At 61.3% G+C, this 18586-nt stretch carries 19 protein-coding genes; 13 read left to right on the top strand and 6 right to left on the bottom strand.

All coding sequences use genetic code 11. The features are described from left to right. Positions 1-32: 32 nt before the first annotated feature. On the bottom strand, positions 33-503 hold the full coding sequence (locus ABH939_RS18650; protein ID WP_003941500.1) for an SRPBCC family protein: 471 nt from the start codon (positions 501-503) through the stop codon (positions 33-35). A gap of 189 nt (positions 504-692) precedes the next feature. Between ABH939_RS18650 and ABH939_RS18645 the strand changes: the two genes are divergently transcribed. Then, entirely contained in the window at positions 693-2084 is a 1392-nt protein-coding gene (locus ABH939_RS18645; protein ID WP_019744479.1) for an amino acid permease, read from the top strand. Here the strand turns inward: ABH939_RS18645 and ABH939_RS18640 are convergent. Continuing rightward, complete coding sequence (locus ABH939_RS18640) at positions 2056-3309, bottom strand: FAD-binding oxidoreductase (RefSeq protein ID WP_256083081.1); 1254 nt, start codon at positions 3307-3309, stop codon at positions 2056-2058. The genes ABH939_RS18645 and ABH939_RS18640 overlap by 29 nt on opposite strands. Before the next feature lie 156 nt (positions 3310-3465). Continuing rightward, positions 3466-4611 (bottom strand): CdaR family transcriptional regulator, encoded by a 1146-nt coding sequence (locus ABH939_RS18635; RefSeq protein WP_003941492.1) that lies wholly within the window; start codon positions 4609-4611, stop codon positions 3466-3468. Between the two features lie 82 nt (positions 4612-4693). Here ABH939_RS18635 and ABH939_RS18630 point away from each other — a divergent pair, with 82 nt between their 5' ends. From ABH939_RS18630 to groL, 3 genes are all read left to right on the top strand, one after another. Beyond that, entirely contained in the window at positions 4694-5479 is a 786-nt protein-coding gene (locus tag ABH939_RS18630) for an HAD-IIA family hydrolase (RefSeq protein WP_020906711.1), read from the top strand. 81 nt (positions 5480-5560) lie between these two features. Next, positions 5561-6118 (top strand): DUF6764 family protein, encoded by a 558-nt coding sequence (locus ABH939_RS18625; RefSeq protein WP_019744475.1) that lies wholly within the window; start codon positions 5561-5563, stop codon positions 6116-6118. A 273-nt stretch (positions 6119-6391) separates the two neighbouring features. Continuing rightward, positions 6392-8017 (top strand): chaperonin GroEL, encoded by a 1626-nt coding sequence (gene groL / locus ABH939_RS18620; RefSeq protein WP_003941476.1) that lies wholly within the window; start codon positions 6392-6394, stop codon positions 8015-8017. Positions 8018-8171: 154 nt separating this feature from the next. Here the strand turns inward: groL and ABH939_RS18615 are convergent, their stop codons facing one another. After that, positions 8172-8687 carry an endonuclease domain-containing protein gene (locus ABH939_RS18615; RefSeq protein WP_256083080.1) on the bottom strand — a complete coding sequence of 172 codons (516 nt, stop codon included), beginning with the start codon at positions 8685-8687 and terminating at the stop codon, positions 8172-8174. A gap of 885 nt (positions 8688-9572) precedes the next feature. Between ABH939_RS18615 and ABH939_RS18610 the strand changes: the two genes are divergently transcribed. From ABH939_RS18610 to ABH939_RS18580, 7 genes are all read left to right on the top strand, one after another. After that, on the top strand, positions 9573-9716 hold the full coding sequence (locus ABH939_RS18610) for a hypothetical protein (protein WP_153212751.1): 144 nt from the start codon (positions 9573-9575) through the stop codon (positions 9714-9716). A gap of 49 nt (positions 9717-9765) precedes the next feature. After that, entirely contained in the window at positions 9766-9897 is a 132-nt protein-coding gene (locus ABH939_RS18605; protein ID WP_003941467.1) for a hypothetical protein, read from the top strand. Positions 9898-9952: 55 nt separating this feature from the next. Beyond that, the gene (locus ABH939_RS18600; RefSeq protein WP_031331808.1) at positions 9953-10147 is read left to right on the top strand and encodes a hypothetical protein; all 195 of its coding nucleotides are present in this window, start codon (positions 9953-9955) and stop codon (positions 10145-10147) included. 467 nt (positions 10148-10614) lie between these two features. Next, positions 10615-12075 (top strand): wax ester/triacylglycerol synthase domain-containing protein, encoded by a 1461-nt coding sequence (locus tag ABH939_RS18595; protein WP_058038503.1) that lies wholly within the window; start codon positions 10615-10617, stop codon positions 12073-12075. Positions 12076-12211: 136 nt separating this feature from the next. Then, positions 12212-13657, top strand: coding sequence for a wax ester/triacylglycerol synthase domain-containing protein (locus ABH939_RS18590; protein ID WP_404649934.1), 1446 nt, complete (start codon positions 12212-12214; stop codon positions 13655-13657). A gap of 212 nt (positions 13658-13869) precedes the next feature. After that, the gene (locus ABH939_RS18585) at positions 13870-14055 is read left to right on the top strand and encodes a hypothetical protein (protein WP_223304379.1); all 186 of its coding nucleotides are present in this window, start codon (positions 13870-13872) and stop codon (positions 14053-14055) included. 63 nt (positions 14056-14118) lie between these two features. Further along, complete coding sequence (locus ABH939_RS18580; RefSeq protein ID WP_003941503.1) at positions 14119-14262, top strand: hypothetical protein; 144 nt, start codon at positions 14119-14121, stop codon at positions 14260-14262. A 93-nt stretch (positions 14263-14355) separates the two neighbouring features. Here ABH939_RS18580 and ABH939_RS18575 read toward each other — a convergent pair whose 3' ends face one another. Further along, positions 14356-14559 (bottom strand): PspC domain-containing protein, encoded by a 204-nt coding sequence (locus ABH939_RS18575; protein ID WP_003941534.1) that lies wholly within the window; start codon positions 14557-14559, stop codon positions 14356-14358. A 145-nt stretch (positions 14560-14704) separates the two neighbouring features. On the opposite strand from ABH939_RS18575, the gene ppk2 reads away from it, so the two are divergent. Continuing rightward, positions 14705-15619, top strand: a complete 915-nt coding sequence (gene ppk2, locus ABH939_RS18570) for a polyphosphate kinase 2 (RefSeq protein WP_024487730.1) — start codon at positions 14705-14707, stop codon at positions 15617-15619. A 51-nt stretch (positions 15620-15670) separates the two neighbouring features. Next, on the top strand, positions 15671-16504 hold the full coding sequence (locus ABH939_RS18565; RefSeq protein WP_020906717.1) for an alpha/beta fold hydrolase: 834 nt from the start codon (positions 15671-15673) through the stop codon (positions 16502-16504). Between the two features lie 4 nt (positions 16505-16508). Here ABH939_RS18565 and ABH939_RS18560 read toward each other — a convergent pair whose 3' ends face one another. Beyond that, positions 16509-18560, bottom strand: a complete 2052-nt coding sequence (locus tag ABH939_RS18560) for a prolyl oligopeptidase family protein (RefSeq protein WP_075832594.1) — start codon at positions 18558-18560, stop codon at positions 16509-16511. Positions 18561-18586: the final 26 nt, after the last annotated feature.

Genomic DNA, 18586 nt, shown 5'->3' with positions numbered 1-18586 from the left:
AACGGATCCTGATGCCTCGACCAGGTCGAGGGTCAAGCAGAGGTGCGTGCAGCCGCCTCGGCCTCGCTCTTCACACGCTTCAAGGTGGCATTCATGCCTTCAACGAGCTCGACCTCGAAGTCGGCGTTTCCGCCCAGGACGGTCTTGACGAGGAACTGCGAGACCTTCGACGTTCCGGTGGGAGCCTCGCGACGCTCGGTCACTTTGGTGCCGGTAGCGGTCGGCTCGAGTTCGTAGGACCAGATCGTGCGGTTCTCCGCGATGCGGAACGCCACCGACTTGTTGGGCTCGAAGCGAACGACCTTCGACGACGTCGGCCAGACCAGCAGGCCCTTGCGGTTGACGTTGATCGTCTTGGCGCCCTCACGCACGGTCCCGCCGATTACCTTCATCACCTTGCACTGGGGGCTCCATTCGCCCATGCGCTGCAGGTCGGCGACGATTGCCCACACGTCCTGCGGTGATGCGTCGATGTCGATGCTTGCTTCGAGGGTGTTGGACACAGTCTCTCCAGTCGAGTTGATGCTACGTAAAGTTACAAACACTTTTGTCGATCGTAAGCGATCCGTCAATGGACCATGTGTGTCAGGTCACTGTACGGCCGTCCAACAGGGTCGTGCGGGAACACGCGCGGTGGTAGCGGACAATGGTTCGCGCACGTATGACGATCCATCCGACTGGAGTACCGAGAAGTGAACAGCGACGCCGCGACGCAGGATGGCCTCAAGCGAGGGCTGACAGCGCGCCATATCCGCTTCATCGCCCTCGGATCAGCCATCGGAACCGGACTGTTCTACGGCAGCGCCGAGGCCATCAAACGAGCCGGCCCGTCGGTGCTCCTGGCCTACCTGATCGGCGGTATCGCGGTCTACCTGGTGTTGCGAGCGCTCGGCGAGATGGCGGTCCGTAACCCGGTTTCCGGTTCGTTCAGCGAGTACGCGAACAAGCACCTCGGACCACTCGCCGGTTTCATGACCGGGTGGACGTACACGTTCGAGATGGTGATCGTGTGCCTCGCCGACGTCACCGCCTTCGGCCTGTACATGCAGTTCTGGTTCCCGGACGTACCGAGATGGATCTGGGTTCTGGCTGTCGTCTTCTTCATCGGCGCGATAAACCTGTTGAGCGTCAAGGTGTTCGGCGAACTGGAATTCTGGTTCACGCTCGTGAAGATCACCGCCATCATCGCGATGATCGCCGGCGGCATCGCGATCATCGTGTTCGGATTCGGCGTTCACGACACCGATGCCGGAATCAGCCACCTCTGGTCGGACGGCGGGTTCTTCGCGACGGGCTTCGGCGGATTCGTCGCGTGTTTCGCGATCGTCATGTTCGCGTTCGGTGGCACCGAGATCATCGGTATCACCGCGGGCGAAGCCGAGGATCCGGCGCAGACCATCAGGAAAGCCGTCAACACGGTCCCGGTGCGCATCATTCTCTTCTACATCTGCACCCTCGCCGTCATCATGGCGATCATTCCGTGGCAGACCATCAACTCCGACAACAGCCCGTTCGTCCAGATCTTCGAGAACCTCGGATTGGGAACGGCCGCATCGATCCTCAACATCGTCGTCATCACCGCGGCCCTGTCCGCCATCAACAGCGACGTTTTCGGTGCGGGTCGCATGATGTTCGGAATGTCGCATGCCGGTCAGGCCCCGCAGGTGATGAAGAGAGTCTCCGCCAACGGTGTTCCGTGGATGACCGTTGTCATCATGACCGGTGCCCTGTTGGTGGGAGTACTGCTCAACTACCTGATCCCGGACCAGGTGTTCCTCGTCATCGCCTCGCTGGCGACCTTCGCCACCATTTTCGTCTGGATCATGATCCTGCTCTCGCAGTTCCGTTCCCGCGCTCAGATGAGTGCAGACGAAACAGCGGCACTGAAGTTTCCAGTGCCGCTGTGGCCGTACGGTCAAATCTTCGCGATCGTGTTCCTGGCTTTTGTCATCGTGTTGCTCGGCGTCATCGCCGATACCCGAGTTGCGCTGCTCGTCGGTGCCGGATGGCTGGTTCTGCTGACGGGCGCGTACTACAAGTGGGTGAAACCGGCTGTCAGCGCAGCGGATCGAAGTGGCGCATGACGGTCGGCGTCTGAGCGCCGGTCATCGAGTCGGCCACCATCTTTCCCGTCAACGGACCCAGAGCGATTCCCCACATCCCGTGACCACCGGCGACGTGCACGCGCGGCGAGCGCGTGGCTCCGATCAACGGCAAGCCGTCGGTAGTGCACGGTCGTGATCCCACCCATTCCTCTTCCCGCGCAGTCCAGTCGATGCCGCTGAGCATCGGCTTGGCTGCATCGATGATCGCCTGCACGCGGCGCGGATCCAGCGGCGCGTCAGGGCTGCGGAATTCCATCATTCCGGCCACTCGGAAGCGATCGTGCAACGGAGTGCATGCGACGCGCTGGGTGGGGAAATACACAGGGTTCTTGGGGAGGTGCTCGGGCTTGACACTGAAGCTGTATCCGCGTCCGGCCTGCACCAGTTTGCGCACACCGAACGGTGCTGCGAGCTTGTTCAAGCGGGCACCGCTCGAGATGACTACGGAGTCACCGTCGCGTGAATCACCGTGTGCACTGCGAACAGTGACTCCGCCGACCCGATCGTCGATCTGCGTGACGTCGAAACCGCTGACGATTTCTCCACCGCGTTCACGAACCGCGTCCGCCAACGAGTTCACGAACAACGGGGGATCGATGAAACGCTGATTGCGCAGGCGCAAACCGGCTTTCACACCCTGGCCGAGTGAAGGCTCGAGCGAATGAATCGCGTCGTAGTCGAGGAGGTCGAAGTCGACCTCGCCGCCCGCGGCCTCGACGTGATGGAACTCGTCCACCAAAGTCTGTCGGTCCTTCTCGGACGCAAACGCGGCGAGGAAAGGATCGGCCAGGCGGGTCAGCTCTTTGACGCCACCGTCGGCGAGTTCGTCGTACGCGCCCAAGGCTGTTCGGTTGACCTCGGTGTAGACCGACATCGCTTCCTGCCACTTCGACGGCGTGCAGTGGCGCGCGAACCCGACCAGGAACCGAATCAGCTTCAGATCGGTGGTCAGTGGCACGTACACCGGGGACGACGGGCTGAGCATCGCGCGCAAGCCGTATTGGAGCACTGCGGGTTCGGGCAGCGGAAGCGTCAATGCGGGGGCAAGCCAACCGGCGTTGCCCCAGCTCGCGTCGGCTGCGACGCCGTCGCGATCGACGACGGTGACCTCGACTCCACGTTCCTGCAAGAACCAGGCCGTCGACAATCCGACAACACCCGCACCGACCACGACCACACGATCGGGGCTCTGACGAGTTCCCATGACGCACTCCTTCTACAGACTCTGCTCGAACCGAGACGCCGGTCACATCCGGCTCTTCTCTCAAGCATGAATCGCGGGGGCGGCAAAAGGACTGGCCGTTCGGCCATCGTCGGAGCTACCTCGTTGTGGATTCGCACAACGCACCGCCGCGCCTGCTCAGCGAGCGAGTTTGAACTGCAGCATCAGAATCAAGCGGGTGTCGGCGTCGGTCAGGTCGACGCCGCACATCTCCTTGCCTCGACGCAGGCGGTTGCGGAGCGTGTTGGGGTGAACATGCAGTGCGGCAGAAGAATTCGCCACGTCACCGCCGTGCTCGAGAAAGGCCTTTGCCGTCGCGACCAGATCGCTGCCGTGCTGAGAGTCGTGACGTTCGAGGCTTCCGAGTGGTGTGGAGTCTCCGAGTCCGTCGATGATGTCGGCGACGTGCAGGGCGAGAACGGAGGCCAACGTGTCCCTCATTCCCGCGACGGTTCCGCCGGACCGGCCATGACGAAGCGCTCCGAGAACATGGTCGGTGTCCGAGCGCGAAAGATGTGATTCGCTTGCAGACTTCACTGTCCGACCGACGGCCACTGCCAGGAATTCGCGGCCACGGGCGCGGGTGAGGAAGTCGGCGGACAATCGGCGAGCGTTGGTCTCGTCGGTCGCGATGACAAGGTAGATGGTCTCGGACAGTTGAGCGGCAACGGCGTCGACGGCCAGAGTGTCGAGGTACAAGCTCAAGGACGCGACCAACCCCGCCGGCAGTGGTCCCGCAACGGTTCCGACGGCGACGACGGTGAGCGGGCCTGCCAACCGCAAGTCGTCTGCGGCGCGGAATGCGGGTTCGCCACCGCCGATCAGAGCTTGGACGCGCTGGGATTGGCGACGGCGTGTGCTGTCGACCCGGTCACGCTCCGAGGCGATTCTCTCGGCCACGACAGATACCGCGGATCGAAGTATCGATTCCTGTGTGGGCGTCGGTGTTCCGGCGAGTGCGACCCAGATCGAGCCGACGGGGTGATCGTTCTCGCGAACTGCGATGACCAGGCGCGGCGTGATCGCAGGGTCTTCGAGATCAACGTAGATTGGGTCGCTCTCTCGGTGGAGACGATCGAATACTCCTGCATCGGAGAGTAATTGGCGGAATCGGCTAGGTACCTGCCGGCCGAGGATCGTGCCGATGCGGGCTTCGTCCACGGCCTGCTCGCCGCCGGAGTACGCGAGGACAGTCGAGTTCTCGTCCTCGATCGTGACGGGAGCGCCGAGCAATTCGGCCAGAGAACCGGCAACGGAGAATAGGTCGTCGTCGCGCAGGTCCATGGGTGGGAGCCTACTGAGCGATCGACGGATTTCGGGTTCCGACGCCTCGGCAGGACCTCGATGGCGAATATAGGCTGGTGCAATGGCCGACATCGAAGGTGTTCTGTTCGATATCGACGGAGTCCTGCTCACGTCCTGGCAGCCGATCGAGGGAGCAGGGGAAGCCGTACGCGAAGTTCGGCGGCGGGGATTGGCCTGTGGGTTTCTGACCAACACCACTTCGCGCAGTTCGTCGCTCATCGCGCAGGGGTTGTGCGACGCCGGTATCGAGGTCGAGGCGAGCCAGATAGTTACTGCCGCCAGGCTCACAGGGGAGTACGTGCGGGCGACGTATCCGGACGCGCGGGCGTGGGTCCTCAATCACGGTGACGTGTCTGCCGATCTCGAGGGAATCGAATTCGACGACGCCGATCCTGAGGTCGTGATTCTCGGCGGTGCCGGCCCGGAGTTCACTCACGAGGCGCTGAGCCGAGTGCTCGAACTTCTGCTCGCCGGTGTGCCCGTCGTCGCGATGCACCGCGGGATGATGTGGGAGACCGTAGACGGCCTTCGGATCGACACCGGAACGTACTTGCCGGGCTTCGAGGAAGTGGCAGGTGTAAATATCGCCGCAGTGGGTAAACCGTCTCTCACGGGGTTCCTGACAGCCACGGAGCTGATGCATGTCGAACCTGAGGCGACGGTGATGGTCGGCGACGACCTGATCGGGGACGTCCTCTCCTCACAACGAGTCGGCTTGACCGGAGTTCTGGTGCGCACAGGCAAGTTTCGGCAAACAGTGCTCGATCTGTCGGTTCAGAAGCCTGATCATGTCATCGATTCGGTCGCGGATCTTCCGGCCCTTCTCGGGGTCGTCCTCGAGGCTTGACCAGGCGGGGGTGACGGACTTCACTCGAGCGGGTACTCTCGCGCCCGAATCCAATGAACTTGTTCCACGAAGGAGTTTTCTATGCCCTTGATCTCGTCAGTCTGGTTCCGTCGCTCATCCTCTCGAGTCAGCGGAATTTCCAGTAGTCGGTTGGGGGGCCGCCTGGCGAGAACAGGGGCTGTGATGACTGTAGGTATGGGGCTCGCCGCCGGGCTGGCGCTGACCGGTGCGGGAGCTGCTTCGGCAGCCCCCGTCACGTGTGTCTCGCCGCCGTCGGCCAATGACATCCAGGTCTCCGAGACCGCGAGCTGCGGCGCGCAGTCCGTCGGAGCCGGCCGTTCGCAGGCCGGTGCTGCCGAGAGCGGTACCGCTGTGAGCGTCGCCGCCGACAACGGCTACTCCAATTCATATGCAAACGGCTTCGGAACCGCGCTGGGGGCTTCTCGCGGTAACGGTCAGGCGCAGGCATTTGCGCTCGGCGGCGGTATCGCGCGGGCCGGGGCGGCTGACGGCAACGTCACCTTCGCCATCGCCGGTTACGGAGCGGGCGCTACGGCCGATGCCAACGGCGTCGACTGCGTCGGAGTGCTCTCGTTTGCGGTCAATTTGAGTAACGGACAGTTCTGCATCGCGGGCTGAGGCTCAACCTTGCACTCGGCACGCTCGAGTGCTAAAAATGCAGTTGGCACTCGCGAACCGTGAGTGCCAGGTCGAGGCAGTGAGACCGGGAACCATAGACACCCCCGGTCGTCCGTCGCGGGCACTGACTAGACCACAGGCGTAGATGGGTGACCAGGCAAATCGGTCGCCCGTGTAATGAGGTGACTGGTCAAACGGTCGCCTTGTGCCGATGAGGTGACCCGACGAGCGGTCACCTTGTGTGTCACCCCCTATCCGGAGGATCACTTCGCAATGGCAAAGATCATCGCGTTCGACGAAGAGGCACGTCGTGGCCTCGAGCGAGGCCTCAACGCCCTCGCCGACGCTGTCAAGGTGACGTTGGGCCCCAAGGGTCGCAACGTCGTTCTCGAAAAGAAGTGGGGCGCCCCCACGATCACCAACGATGGTGTTTCCATCGCCAAGGAGATCGAACTCGACGACCCGTACGAGAAGATCGGCGCCGAGCTCGTCAAGGAGGTCGCCAAGAAGACTGACGACGTCGCTGGCGACGGCACCACCACCGCTACCGTTCTCGCACAGGCTCTGGTCCGTGAAGGCCTGCGCAACGTCGCAGCCGGCGCGAACCCGCTCGGCCTCAAGCGCGGCATCGAGAAGGCTGTCGAGGCTGTCACAGCTCGCCTGCTCGAGACCGCCAAGGAGATCGACACCAAGGAGCAGATCGCTGCTACCGCCGGTATTTCCGCCGGCGACCCGTCCATCGGTGAGCTCATCGCCGAGGCTATGGACAAGGTCGGCAAGGAAGGCGTCATCACGGTCGAGGAGTCCAACACCTTCGGCCTGCAGCTCGAGCTCACCGAGGGCATGCGCTTCGACAAGGGCTACATCTCGGCGTACTTCGCCACCGATGCAGAGCGTCAGGAAGCCGTCCTCGAAGACGCGTACATCCTGCTCGTCAGCTCCAAGATCTCCACGGTCAAGGACCTGCTGCCCCTGCTGGAGAAGGTCATCCAGTCCGGCAAGCCGCTCCTGATCATCGCCGAGGACGTCGAGGGCGAAGCTCTCTCCACCCTCGTGGTCAACAAGATCCGTGGCACCTTCAAGTCTGTTGCCGTCAAGGCTCCCGGCTTCGGTGACCGTCGTAAGGCTCAGCTCGCCGACATCGCCATCCTCACCGGTGGCGAGGTCATCAGCGAAGAGGTCGGACTCTCCTTGGAGACCGCAGGCCTCGAGCTCCTCGGCCAGGCACGCAAGGTCGTCATCACCAAGGACGAGACCACCATCGTCGAGGGTGCCGGCGACGCCGACGCAATCGCCGGTCGTGTCAGCCAGATCCGCGCCGAGATCGAGAACAGCGACTCGGATTACGACCGTGAGAAGCTGCAGGAACGTCTGGCCAAGCTGGCCGGCGGCGTTGCAGTCATCAAGGCCGGCGCTGCTACCGAGGTCGAGCTCAAGGAGCGCAAGCACCGCATCGAAGATGCAGTGCGTAACGCAAAGGCAGCCGTCGAAGAGGGCATCGTCGCCGGCGGTGGCGTTGCACTTCTCCAGGCAGCTCCCGCACTGGACGACCTCAAGCTCGAAGGTGACGAGGCAACCGGCGCGAACATCGTTCGCGTTGCACTGTCCGCTCCGCTCAAGCAGATCGCATTCAACGCAGGCCTCGAGCCCGGCGTTGTTGCGGACAAGGTCTCCAACCTGCCCGCAGGTCACGGCCTCAACGCTGCGACCAACGAGTACGGCGACCTGCTCGCTGCAGGCATCAACGACCCGGTCAAGGTCACCCGCTCGGCACTGCAGAACGCAGCGTCCATCGCGGCTTTGTTCCTGACGACCGAAGCCGTTGTCGCTGACAAGCCCGAGAAGGCCGGAGCGCCTGCAGGCGATCCGACCGGCGGCATGGGCGGCATGGACTTCTGAGTCCATCTCCACCTAGCTCCTAGAGCCCGGCCCACCATTCGGTGGGCCGGGCTTTTGCTTGTGCGGAGGTATTTGCGGGCATTTTTGTCCACTACTGCGACGCGATCGCGGTTTCCCGTTGCGCGCTCGATGCTGTGTGCGTTTACGCCCGCGCTTACGCCCGGTTGTGTCGGCGTCTTCGGACCACTGTGATGATTTCGTCCGCCACAGCGTCGAGATGGGCCATCGCGGTGGCGGCGGAGTAACGCAACACCATCCATCCGTCGAGAACGAGTGCGTTCTGACGCCGTCGATCGTTGTTGAAAGTTGCGGGGTCGGTATGGAATTCGCGCCCGTCGATCTCCACGATCACCCGGGCTCGCGTGTCGACCAGATCGCCGAAGTAGGGTCCGACCCGAGCGTTGATCTCCAGGTGAACGTTGCGCGCAGTCAGTGCACGGGCGACTGCTCGCTCCGGTTCCGAACGAGTGAGCGGGCAACAGGTGCGGAGTTGTTCGCGTACGGCGGGGATCCCGTGCCTGCCGCGGCTCGCATCACACAGTTGGGCTATCGACTTCCACGGCACTCGGGTCGATACCGCCGCGTCGAAGAAGGCCTCGAGTGCGGGCCGTGGCAACGTGGTCGCGACGTCGATGAAGCACTGCTCGATCGGCACGATCGGTAAACCCATCCACTCATCCGACGAGACTCCTGTTCGTCGGTGAAGCCGTACCCACTGCGGACTGGCTGCTCGGACGCTGGGAGCCACGGTGGCCTCGACGAAGAGTGGTTCCTCCGGCAGGAGATCCCACAGCCAGGCTGCGCTGGTATGGCTGAGGACGGCCTCAGGCTTCCACAGTGTGACCGCGACGCACGCTCGAAGTATCCAGGTTCTTCGGTGGAGTACACCGACGGCAGGATTCGATGGAGTCGCCCTGACCGCGTGGATCGGGAGATCGAACTGCGCGAAGTGCCCTGCTCGAGCAACTGGTTTCTTGTGACAACTTCCACGTATGCACTGTGGCGGCAAGAGCCTGACGACGCGGATTCAGAAGCCACTTTGTGGATGGCCGCGTGTGTGTGGACAACCTCATGGCGTAACAGGTGTATCGAGAAGGTGGGGAACGAGAAGCTTCATCTATCCGAATGTTGAAGGATGTTTGATATTTTCCGTCCCGATTGTTCGCCTCCGCTAACCTGTGAAGTGCGGATACGTCTAGTTCTTTTGGTGGATAATTCTGTCCTGAATACCCTCAAGTACTAAGCCTTTCGGACGACGTAAATTCCGGTTGCTATTCCATTTTGCTCGATTTTCAGGCGTCTTGGACGCTAGACCTGCGAATATGGAACAGGTTTCAGATCCATCTGAAATTCTTGGGCAAAAAGCACCCAAACCGGATCCTATTGCACTACCTTGATGTCAGTCACAGCCGCGGAAAGTGGGCACCAGCCCCGGAGGATCTCGGCTTCATCGTTCGACTGGGATTCTTTAATTGCTGCTCGGACCGGTTCTTTGTGGGCTGCATCAAGCATTCCAATGTAAATGTTCCGTGAGTATTCGCGGCCAATCGAAAGCGTGGGATTCAATATGATCGTCATGTTCCTGCAGACAACGGCGGCATTGTTCACCGACCTGCTGGGTAACGTCTGGTCCGGTTCGCTCATGCCGGGAATCGACGGGGTCACCGGATCGTTGGTTTCGGCAATCGACCTCAGTTGACGGCACCTGCAAGTTCTTCTTCCAATGTTTTTGATGACAGGAGCGAATGATGGATCTGGGATCGATTGCGGACGTTCTCGAGGGCGAGGCCGGGGGGTTGATCAAAAACATTCTCGGGATGGCTTTGTTTACCCCGTTTATCGCCTCGGTTGACTTCGGCTGGTTCCCGAACGTCGACTGAGAAGTGAATTGCTTTAGCCAGTGAACGAAATCAATCTCAAGGAGTGTGAAATACGGTGGACACAGCTAGTTTGATAGGTGCGCTCGCAAGCGTTGACGTCGGATCCCTCGTGGATCCACTGTTCTACTTGGTCAAGGTCGTTGACGGAATCTTCGTGTCGATCACCGGAAGCCTCAACATGGGCGGTGCGCTCGGTGAGGCTGCGGCGGGCAGCGTCCAATCGGTCCTCGGCTCCGTAGCCGGCCTGTAAAAGGAGAAGGAGAAAAGATGTTCGATCTCTTCCTGGACTACCTGTCCAAGATCGTCGATTTCGGATCGGTCGATCTCGTGGGCACGTTTGTGAAGTATTTGAACGCGCTGTCGTCTTCCCCCACGCCATAGAAAGAACGGAATCGGTCATGCTGCAAACTTATTTAACCGGAATGATCACGTGGGTATCGAACATGCTTGGTCTCACTTCCACTGGAAGCAAGATCATCAAGGATCCTCCACAAAAGCCGTGATCACTCCAGCGACTGCATCATATTGTTCGGTTGTCGAGGACAGCATCGTAGCGGAGCAGTCAGGCGAACCTGCACAACCTGCACTTGCTTGAAACTTTGGTCCCCGTAGCCCTCTGGCTTCGGGGACCATCGGTTTTGCAATCACTGGCCTCATAGTCACAAGCTTTGCACTCAGGCGAATGTGCGGGCAACCAGCCGCGATACAAGGAGTTCAATGGGCGCGTCCAACACGTCAGGCGCAAGGATGGCGCAGCTGAACCCACGCGATGCCGAATTCATCTATCACGAGGGCGCTGGTCACCTGAACCATCTGATCGCTGTGTACTTCTTCGAGACATCGTTGCACCCAAGCGCGGAATTCACGGCAGAACAGGCAGTGGACTGGGTTACCGCACGCCTCGGATGTGATCGCATGTTCACTCAACGAGTCCAACGGACTCCGTTGGGACTGGACCATCCCTACTGGGTGACAGACCCTGACTTCGACGTCCGAAAGCACGTGTACGTCAACAAGATCAACGACACAGGATGGGCAGCGCTGCAAAAGCCGTTGAGCGCGTTGTTGACCACGAAGATGGACCTGCGCCGTCCGCCGTGGGAACTGCACTTCTTCGTAGGTTTGGAGGGACTTGAAGAATTGCCGGGCCGACTGACGGCGGTGGTGCTCAAGTCTCACCACAGTGCAGCTGACGGTATCGCCATCAGGACGTTGGGCGAGGCTATCTTTTCGGGCAAGGTGCAGCAGGCTGGGTCCGAACCGTCTGTGCCGTTTGTGCGAGCGAGGATATTCACCAAGTCGCTACTGGGGTTTCCCGGCCGAATATATCGCTTCGCAAGGCAGGTACCAGGCAACCGACGCGCTCAGAGAGATGCTGACGCTGCGAAGAAGGCAGGAGAATGGGTGGAGAGCCTCAACGAGAGGCCTGCAATTCGATTCAACGGCAAGGTGAGTGGAGCTGCCTCACTCGAACCGATGACAATGTCCGGGGAGCAGGTCCGTGAGATCAAGGATTCGGTGCCCGGTGCCACTGTCAACGACGTTCTACTCGCCGTTGTCGGAGGCGCTCTGACGCGCTACCTCACGGAAAAGGATGAAAGGCCAAGCGATTCCTTGATCGCGATGGTTCCTCGCTCGGTGCGTAAGGTCGAAGCGTGGGAGTCGGCGAATCAGTTGGTGGCTCTGCTGGTGGATATGCACACCCAGGTCGAGTCCCCATTGGAGAGGTTGGCGCTCATTTCGAGTTCGGCACGGTCGGAGAAGGCGCGCACGTCCCATCCCGCGGTCAGGCGTGCCGGGGCCGCAGTCGAGACCACGCCCGCGCCTTTGATGAGATTGATGGCGTATGCGCGCAAGCAGAACGATCACAGCCTCGATCGACCGCGTTACCAGCACACGATGGTGAGTAACATTCCACTCTCGGTCGAAGGGTTGACGCTTGCCGGCGCCCCGGGCGCGGCTGTGCTTGCAGTGCAAGCGCCCATCGACGGGGATGGGCTACGGCATTTCATGGTCGCCGCAGCAGGTGGGGGACTGACCCTCAACGTCATCGCGGATACCGCGACCATGCCCGATCTCCACCATTACATCGAACTACTGCGAGCAAGTTTCGATGACTTGGCAGCGGCAGCCGCGATGCAGACTGCGGATTCACCTAACCAAGAGGTTGCCTCCTGATCGATCGGAATCGCAGGCACCTTCTCCGATTGCTGGATTTGGTGACACCCAACGATTCCGAGCAGAACCCAGAGGATCTGCATGTCAGCTCGCTACAATTCGGACATTCGTTCAGCGTCGGAATTGAGGGGCATGCATGATCTTTCGGAACTCGTTGCCAGCCGCGGTATCTCAGATGGGACCGCGAGACGCGGAGTTCGTCTACAACGAGTCCGGCGGACATCTGAGCCACATGGTCTGCGCCTACTTCTTCGACACGACGGGCCATCCGCTCGCAGAGATGACGCACGACGACGCGGTTCGGTGGATCACCGAAAGATTCGGGTACTGGCCACTGTTCACGAGTCGACTCCAGCGAGTTCCGCTGGATCTGGACTATCCCTATTGGGTCCCGGCCGATTTCGACGTCGATGATCACGTGCACGTCCATCGTGCCCCTGTTGCCGGGTGGGCCCCGGTTCGTGAATTGCTCGGGCGCTCGCTCGGGGAGCCGATGGACCTGTCCCGGCCGCCCTGGGAGTTGCACGTCATGACCGGCGTGCACGGGATCGACGAGCTGCCGGGCAATCTGACGCTGATCATGCTCAAGACCCACCACGGGGCTGGTGACGGTCTGGCGATCCGCGATCTGACCAACCTTCTGTTCTCCGGTCCGCCGAAGCCGGAGACGAAGCGTGCCGGTTCGGGGCTTTCGTCGCTGGATTTGATCGGGCGCACGGTCGTCGGTTTGCCCGGCCAGGCGATCCGTTTCGGCCGGGGTCTGTCCGTGACAAAGGTTGCGGCCGAGACGGTTCGGGAGGCGGAAGAGGCCGGAGAGCTGCCTACGTACTCGGCCGACCGCCTACCGACCCGATTCAACGGCGTGCTGGGCGGAGACATCACGATCGATTTCCTGACGCTGGACGGCGCAGACATCAAAGCGATCCGAGCGGCCGTTCCGGACGTGACGGTCAACGACATCTTCCTGACCGTGGTCGCCGGTGCTCTCGACGCATACCTGTCGGAAAAGGGCGAGAAGTCGGCCAGTGGGTTGGCGGCGATGGTTCCCCGATCGATGCGGCAGATAGCCGAATGGGAATCGGCCAACCAACTGGCGCTGTTGACGGTCGATCTGCACACGGACGTCGAAAATCCGGTCGAGCGGCTGACACTGATCAGGGATTCGGCGCTGATGGCAAAGGGGCGGAGTTCGCACCCAGCCGTCCGTCGTTACGGCACACGCATCGAAACCTCGCCTGCGGCTCTGCTCAGACTCACCGGTCTCTCGCGTCGGCTCAACAAGCTGGACCCTTCGCACAAGGTCATTCAGAACACGACGATCAGCAATGTCCCGGTATCGGTCGACGGCAATGTTTTCGAAGGTGCGCCGGCGGTGGCAGTTCTCGGCGGGCAGGCGCCGGTCGACGGAGACATTCTGCGCCACTTCCTCATTGCCGCGCGTGGAGGTTCTCTGACGCTCAATGTCATCGTCTCGCAAGAGACGATGCCGGATATCGAGCACTACGTCGAATTGTTGCGGGTGGGGTTCACGACGCTTTTGCAGGCAGTTTCTGACCAAAATCGTGAGGTAGTCGAACGATAAAGTGCAACTTGCGTCGGAACTTGTGGTGAATCGACGATTTGTGTTCGGGAAATTTCTGTCGAATTCATCCTAATTAAGGTAATTGTCCGTAGTGGTGTCGAGTCGTTATCTCGCGGATTAATGTGACTGTCGACACGTCGAGTGTCTACCGCCGGACTGGTTCGATAATCGTCACCGACGGTAAAAAGAATCACCTACGCGAGGAGCTGAACATGGGTTCGTTGATGGATATTCTCGGTGGTCCGAATGGGGACGGTGCACCGATGCAGGCTTTGCTGACAATGCTGCTGGGATTGGACAATGTCGGTGCAAACCTCTTCGGTTCACTGGCTGACACCGCCGGTGGAATCTTCGGATCTCTCGACACCCTCAGCTTTACGCCGCCTGTCGTTCCCTGAGTTTTCTGATCGGCGTCATTTGCTCGTCCCAAGTGAACCACTGAACATCTAAAGGAGAACGTCATGCTTGAAGGATCTGTCATGGACGCTGCCGGCTCAGTCGGTGCGATCATCGGTCAGGGGTTGGGCAGCGTCAGTGGCCTGGCCGTCAAGGGTCTCGAGGCCCTCGCTGCGCTCAGCGGTGGAGAGTTGAAGGCCGCCAAGTAGATTGTTGATTTCGGGGCCTGCTCGTGTTGGCGCGTAGGCCCCGAAATACCTTTTGTCGGCGCGTAATTCTCGCCATGTCAGGTGCCGGAATCCTCAACCTAACGGCATGAGCATCCAGGCGGCGAGATATACCAAAGCCGCGGTTCCACCCGTGCAAATAGCGGCGATAACGGCGAGTAGACGGACAAGATTGACGTCGGCGCCGAAGTAATCTGCAATTCCGCCGCACACTCCGGCGAACATTTTCTTGTCGTTGGAACGGGTGAAGGGGCGAGGTGTGTTGCTTTCGAATGTCATGCTTCAATTCTGAAGCGAGATGGCACCGCGCACCATCGGGGACGACCCCCATCTGCACCCTGATCTTTTGAGGCCGCCGTGTCATACCCCGGTAGTTCATCCCAGCTTCACCGAACAGTTGCTGCGGGAGACTAACTTGTCGGCGGTGACCGATTTAGCAGAACGCCGACCGTTCCTCAGCGCCTTCGCGGATCTCTCGACCGCCGTCGATCTGGCCGACACCGCCGCCTTCACCGTCGACGACAATGACGACGACGATCCGGTGCTGCTGACGTCGCCGGACGGTTTCGAGGTCGACACCTGGCGGGAGGGCTACCCGTACGACGCACGGATGCCTCGGGACGAGTACGAAATGTCCAAGCGTCTGCTGCAGATCGAACTCCTCAAGCTGCAGAACTGGTCGAAGGAAACCGGCGCACGGCACGCCATCGTGTTCGAAGGACGCGACGCTGCCGGCAAGGGCGGAACGATCAAACGATTCATGGAGCACCTCAATCCTCGCGGCGCACGGGTCGTCGCATTGGAGAAGCCGTCGGCCCGCGAGTCGACGCAGTGGTACTTCCAGCGCTACGTGCAGCACCTTCCGGCTGCCGGGGAACTGGTGATGTTCGATCGGTCTTGGTACAACCGGGCCGGGGTCGAGCGGGTCATGGGTTTCTGCACCGACGAGGAGCATGAGCGATTTCTGCGCCAGGTGCCGTTGTTCGAGCAGATGCTCGTCGACGACGGCATCAGCTTGATCAAGTTCTGGTTCTCGGTTTCCCCGCTGGAGCAGCGCACGCGGTTCGCGATCAGACAGGTCGATCCCGTGCGGCAGTGGAAGCTTTCGCCGATGGACATCGCTTCTCTGGACAAGTGGGATGCGTACACGGCGGCGAAGGAAGAGATGATCCGGTTCACCGATACCGACACCGCTCCGTGGACCGTCATCAAGAGCAATGACAAGAAACGCGCACGGATAAACGCGATGCGTCACGTGCTCAGTCAGTTCGATTACGACAACAAGGATTACGAGATCGTGGGTACTCCGGATCCGCTGATCGTGGGAAGCCTCGAATAGTCGGCGCGTGGGCTCTGCCCATCCGCGGCGTGGGTGGTTAGTGTGAGTTGAATGGAGACCGTACCGATCCAACTCCCCGACGGCACCGTGACCCCGATCCGTCTGTTTCCCGGACCGAACGACGACGCACCCGTGGTGGTGATGTTGCCCGGGCTCGGAGTTCCCGCCGGGTTCTACGATCCGGTGGCGCAGGCCCTGGTCGAAGCCGGCTTCAATGCGGCCATCGGTGAACTGCGTGGCCAAGGTGACAGCAAACCGCGCCCGAGCGCGTCGAGTGTTTTCGGATATCAGGAACTGGTCTCGATCGATTGTCCGGCGACGTTCGAGGTGGTGCGTGAGCGGTTTCCGGCCAGCACACCATTTCTGATGGGGCACAGCATGGGCGGCCAGATCGGGGTCATGTACGCGTCGAGGATTCGGGGCCGGCTCGGCGGACTGATCCTGGTTGCCTCCGGATCGCCGTATCACCGCGGATTCCCCGGAATCCGTGCGCCCGGACTCTATCTGGGTTCGTCCGCGATGTCGGTGACAGCCAACATCGCCGGCTTCTGGCCTGGAGACCGGGTCAACGTCGGCGGCTTCGGTCGACAGTCGAAAGTACTGATCACCGATTGGGCCCGGTTCGCCAGGACCGGTCGCATGGAACCCGTCGGTGCGGATATCGACTACGAGGAGCGGATCGCTCGCCTGACCTTGCCGGTTCTGTCGATCACGATCGAAGGGGACGATCTCGCTCCACGCCGGTCGGCAAAGAACCTGGTGGACAAGCTCTCCGGGGCCCAAGTGACGATGACGCACATCGACGAACCACTCGGTCACAACGGTTGGATACGCAATCCCACCGCTGTGAGCGAGCGCGTCGTCGCGTGGTTGCGCGACCGCTGAAAGATCAGGCGAGTTTCTGCCAGAGGAACTCGTAGGTCAGCGCAGTCTTGAAGGCCAGCTGAGCATTGTCCGCGGCGCCGCCGTGGCCACCCTCGATGTTCTCGAAATACAGCACCGGCTTGCCCAGCTCTTCCAGCCGTGCGGCCATCTTGCGGGCATGCGCGGGGTGGACGCGGTCGTCGCGGGTGGACGTCGCGATCAGGATCGGTGGGTACGACGCGGCGGCGTCGATGTTCTGATACGGCGAGTACTCCGAGATGAATGCCCACTCCTCCGGGACATCGGGGTCACCGTATTCGGCCATCCACGAAGCGCCGGCCAGCAGGAGATGGAATCGGCGCATGTCCAGCAGCGGGACCTGACAGACGATGGCGCCGAAGAGCTCGGGGTACTTGGTCAGCATGATGCCCATCAGCAGGCCGCCGTTGCTACCGCCCTGAGCTGCCAGAAGATCCGGGGTCGTGATTCCGCGATCGACGAGGTCTCTCGCGACGGCAGCGAAGTCTTCGTGCACCTTGTGGCGCCCGGCCTTGAGAACCTGTGTGTGCCAACCGGGTCCGTACTCGCCGCCACCACGAATGTTCGCAACCACATAGGTTCCGCCCTGCGTCAGCCAGGCACGGCCCAGAGAACCGCTGTACGACGGTGTCAGCGAGATCTCGAATCCGCCGTACCCGTAGAGCAGGGTAGGGCCGGGCTCGCTACGCGGACTGCGCACCACGAAGTACGGAACTTGGGTGCCGTCGGCAGAGGTGGCGAAGAACTGCTCCGTGGTGATGCCCTCGGCGTCGAAGAACGCGGGAGCCTGCTTGAGGGCAGTGGGTTCGGTTTCGCCGATCACGCCGTGCAAAAGAGTTGCAGGGGAGGTGTATCCACTCGAATTGACGAAGTACTCGTTGCTGACATCAGGGTCGGTGTCGAGAATTTCGATACTGGTCAGTTCTGGAAGCCCTTCGAAAGGTCGATCCTCCCAGCCGTTTTCGCCCGGCGTCAGGATTCGCAGCGTCGTGCGCACGTCGGTCAGGACCACCAGAATCAGATGATCGCGTGTCCAGGTGTAGTGCTCGAGCGAGGAATGTGCGTCGGGTTCGAAGATCGATGTCAGTGCTCGTGAGCCGGCAAGGAAATCGTCGTAACGGATGGCAAGCAGTGCGCCGGTCGGATATTCGGTGTCCTCGACGGCCCACACGGACTTGGTGCGGATCAACAACCACTCGTGGTGAATCGAGATCCCGGCGTCCTCGGGGACGTCCACGAGCACCAGTTCACCGTCGGGGCGAACTTCGAAATGCTGAGAGTTGTAGAAATCGACCGAGCGAGTGACGAAGTCCCGTTCGAACCCGGGCGTCGGATCGTGCGAAGCCGAGATGGCCACGTCCGTGGCCTGGCCCTCGTAGACGGTCTCGGCGCTGGAGAGGGGAGTGCCGCGCTTCCACCGCTGGGCCAGACGGGGATATCCGGAATCGGTGAGCGACCCCGGTCCGATATCCGTTCCGACGTAGACGGTATCGATGTCGATCCAGTCGATGTCGGTCTTGGCCTCGGGAAGGTAGAAGCCGGGATTCTCGCCCTCGGGAGCGAGGAACTCGCGCTTGTCGATGTCGAACTCGCGAACGACCGCCGCGTCTGCCCCGCCGCGGGAGAGGCTGATCAATGCACGGTTGCGGTGTGGCCGTAGAAGTTGCGTGCCCTTCCAGACCCAGTTCTCGCCCTCGGCCTCGGCCAGGGCGTCGAGGTCGACCAGGACGTCCCATTCCGGGTCGTCGGTGACGTACTGATCGAACGTCGTGCGTCGCCACAATCCGCGAACGTGGGTGCTGTCGCGCCAGAAGTTGTAGAGGAACTCACCTCGACGGCGGACGTAGGGGATTCGCGCGTCGGTATCGAGGATCTCGCGCACGTCGCTCTGTAGTCGATCGAAGCGCTCGTTGTCGGTGAGCTGCTCCTCGGTCACGGCATTGTGCTGACGGACCCAATCGAGTGCAGACTCACCGGTCACGTCTTCGAGCCAGAGGTAGGGGTCGTCGCCGGTGGTGGGCTGCTGATCGGAAGTCATACGTCCATTCTTACTGCTCGCTCCCG

It is taken from the genome of Rhodococcus sp. 27YEA6 (assembly GCF_044908235.1).
GTDB lineage: Bacteria > Actinomycetota > Actinomycetes > Mycobacteriales > Mycobacteriaceae > Rhodococcus_F > Rhodococcus_F qingshengii.
This window is presented reverse-complemented; position numbering and strand designations above follow the sequence as displayed.

Bases quoted from the DNA above. Each gene is read 5' to 3' on its own strand.
- ABH939_RS18640 (WP_256083081.1), bottom strand. From the start codon at position 3,309: ATGGGAACTCGTCAGAGCCCCGATCGTGTGGTCGTGGTCGGTGCGGGT.
- ABH939_RS18635 (WP_003941492.1), bottom strand. From the start codon at position 4,611: ATGGACCTGCGCGACGACGACCTATTCTCCGTTGCCGGTTCTCTGGCC.
- ABH939_RS18630 (WP_020906711.1), top strand. From the start codon at position 4,694: ATGGCCGACATCGAAGGTGTTCTGTTCGATATCGACGGAGTCCTGCTC.
- ABH939_RS18625 (WP_019744475.1), top strand. From the start codon at position 5,561: ATGCCCTTGATCTCGTCAGTCTGGTTCCGTCGCTCATCCTCTCGAGTC.
- groL (WP_003941476.1), top strand. From the start codon at position 6,392: ATGGCAAAGATCATCGCGTTCGACGAAGAGGCACGTCGTGGCCTCGAG.
- ABH939_RS18615 (WP_256083080.1), bottom strand. From the start codon at position 8,687: ATGGGTTTACCGATCGTGCCGATCGAGCAGTGCTTCATCGACGTCGCG.
- ABH939_RS18605 (WP_003941467.1), top strand. From the start codon at position 9,766: ATGGATCTGGGATCGATTGCGGACGTTCTCGAGGGCGAGGCCGGGGGG.
- ABH939_RS18595 (WP_058038503.1), top strand. From the start codon at position 10,615: ATGGGCGCGTCCAACACGTCAGGCGCAAGGATGGCGCAGCTGAACCCA.
- ABH939_RS18590 (WP_404649934.1), top strand. From the start codon at position 12,212: ATGATCTTTCGGAACTCGTTGCCAGCCGCGGTATCTCAGATGGGACCG.
- ABH939_RS18585 (WP_223304379.1), top strand. From the start codon at position 13,870: ATGGGTTCGTTGATGGATATTCTCGGTGGTCCGAATGGGGACGGTGCA.
- ABH939_RS18580 (WP_003941503.1), top strand. From the start codon at position 14,119: ATGCTTGAAGGATCTGTCATGGACGCTGCCGGCTCAGTCGGTGCGATC.
- ABH939_RS18575 (WP_003941534.1), bottom strand. From the start codon at position 14,559: ATGACATTCGAAAGCAACACACCTCGCCCCTTCACCCGTTCCAACGAC.
- ABH939_RS18565 (WP_020906717.1), top strand. From the start codon at position 15,671: ATGGAGACCGTACCGATCCAACTCCCCGACGGCACCGTGACCCCGATC.
- ABH939_RS18560 (WP_075832594.1), bottom strand. From the start codon at position 18,560: ATGACTTCCGATCAGCAGCCCACCACCGGCGACGACCCCTACCTCTGG.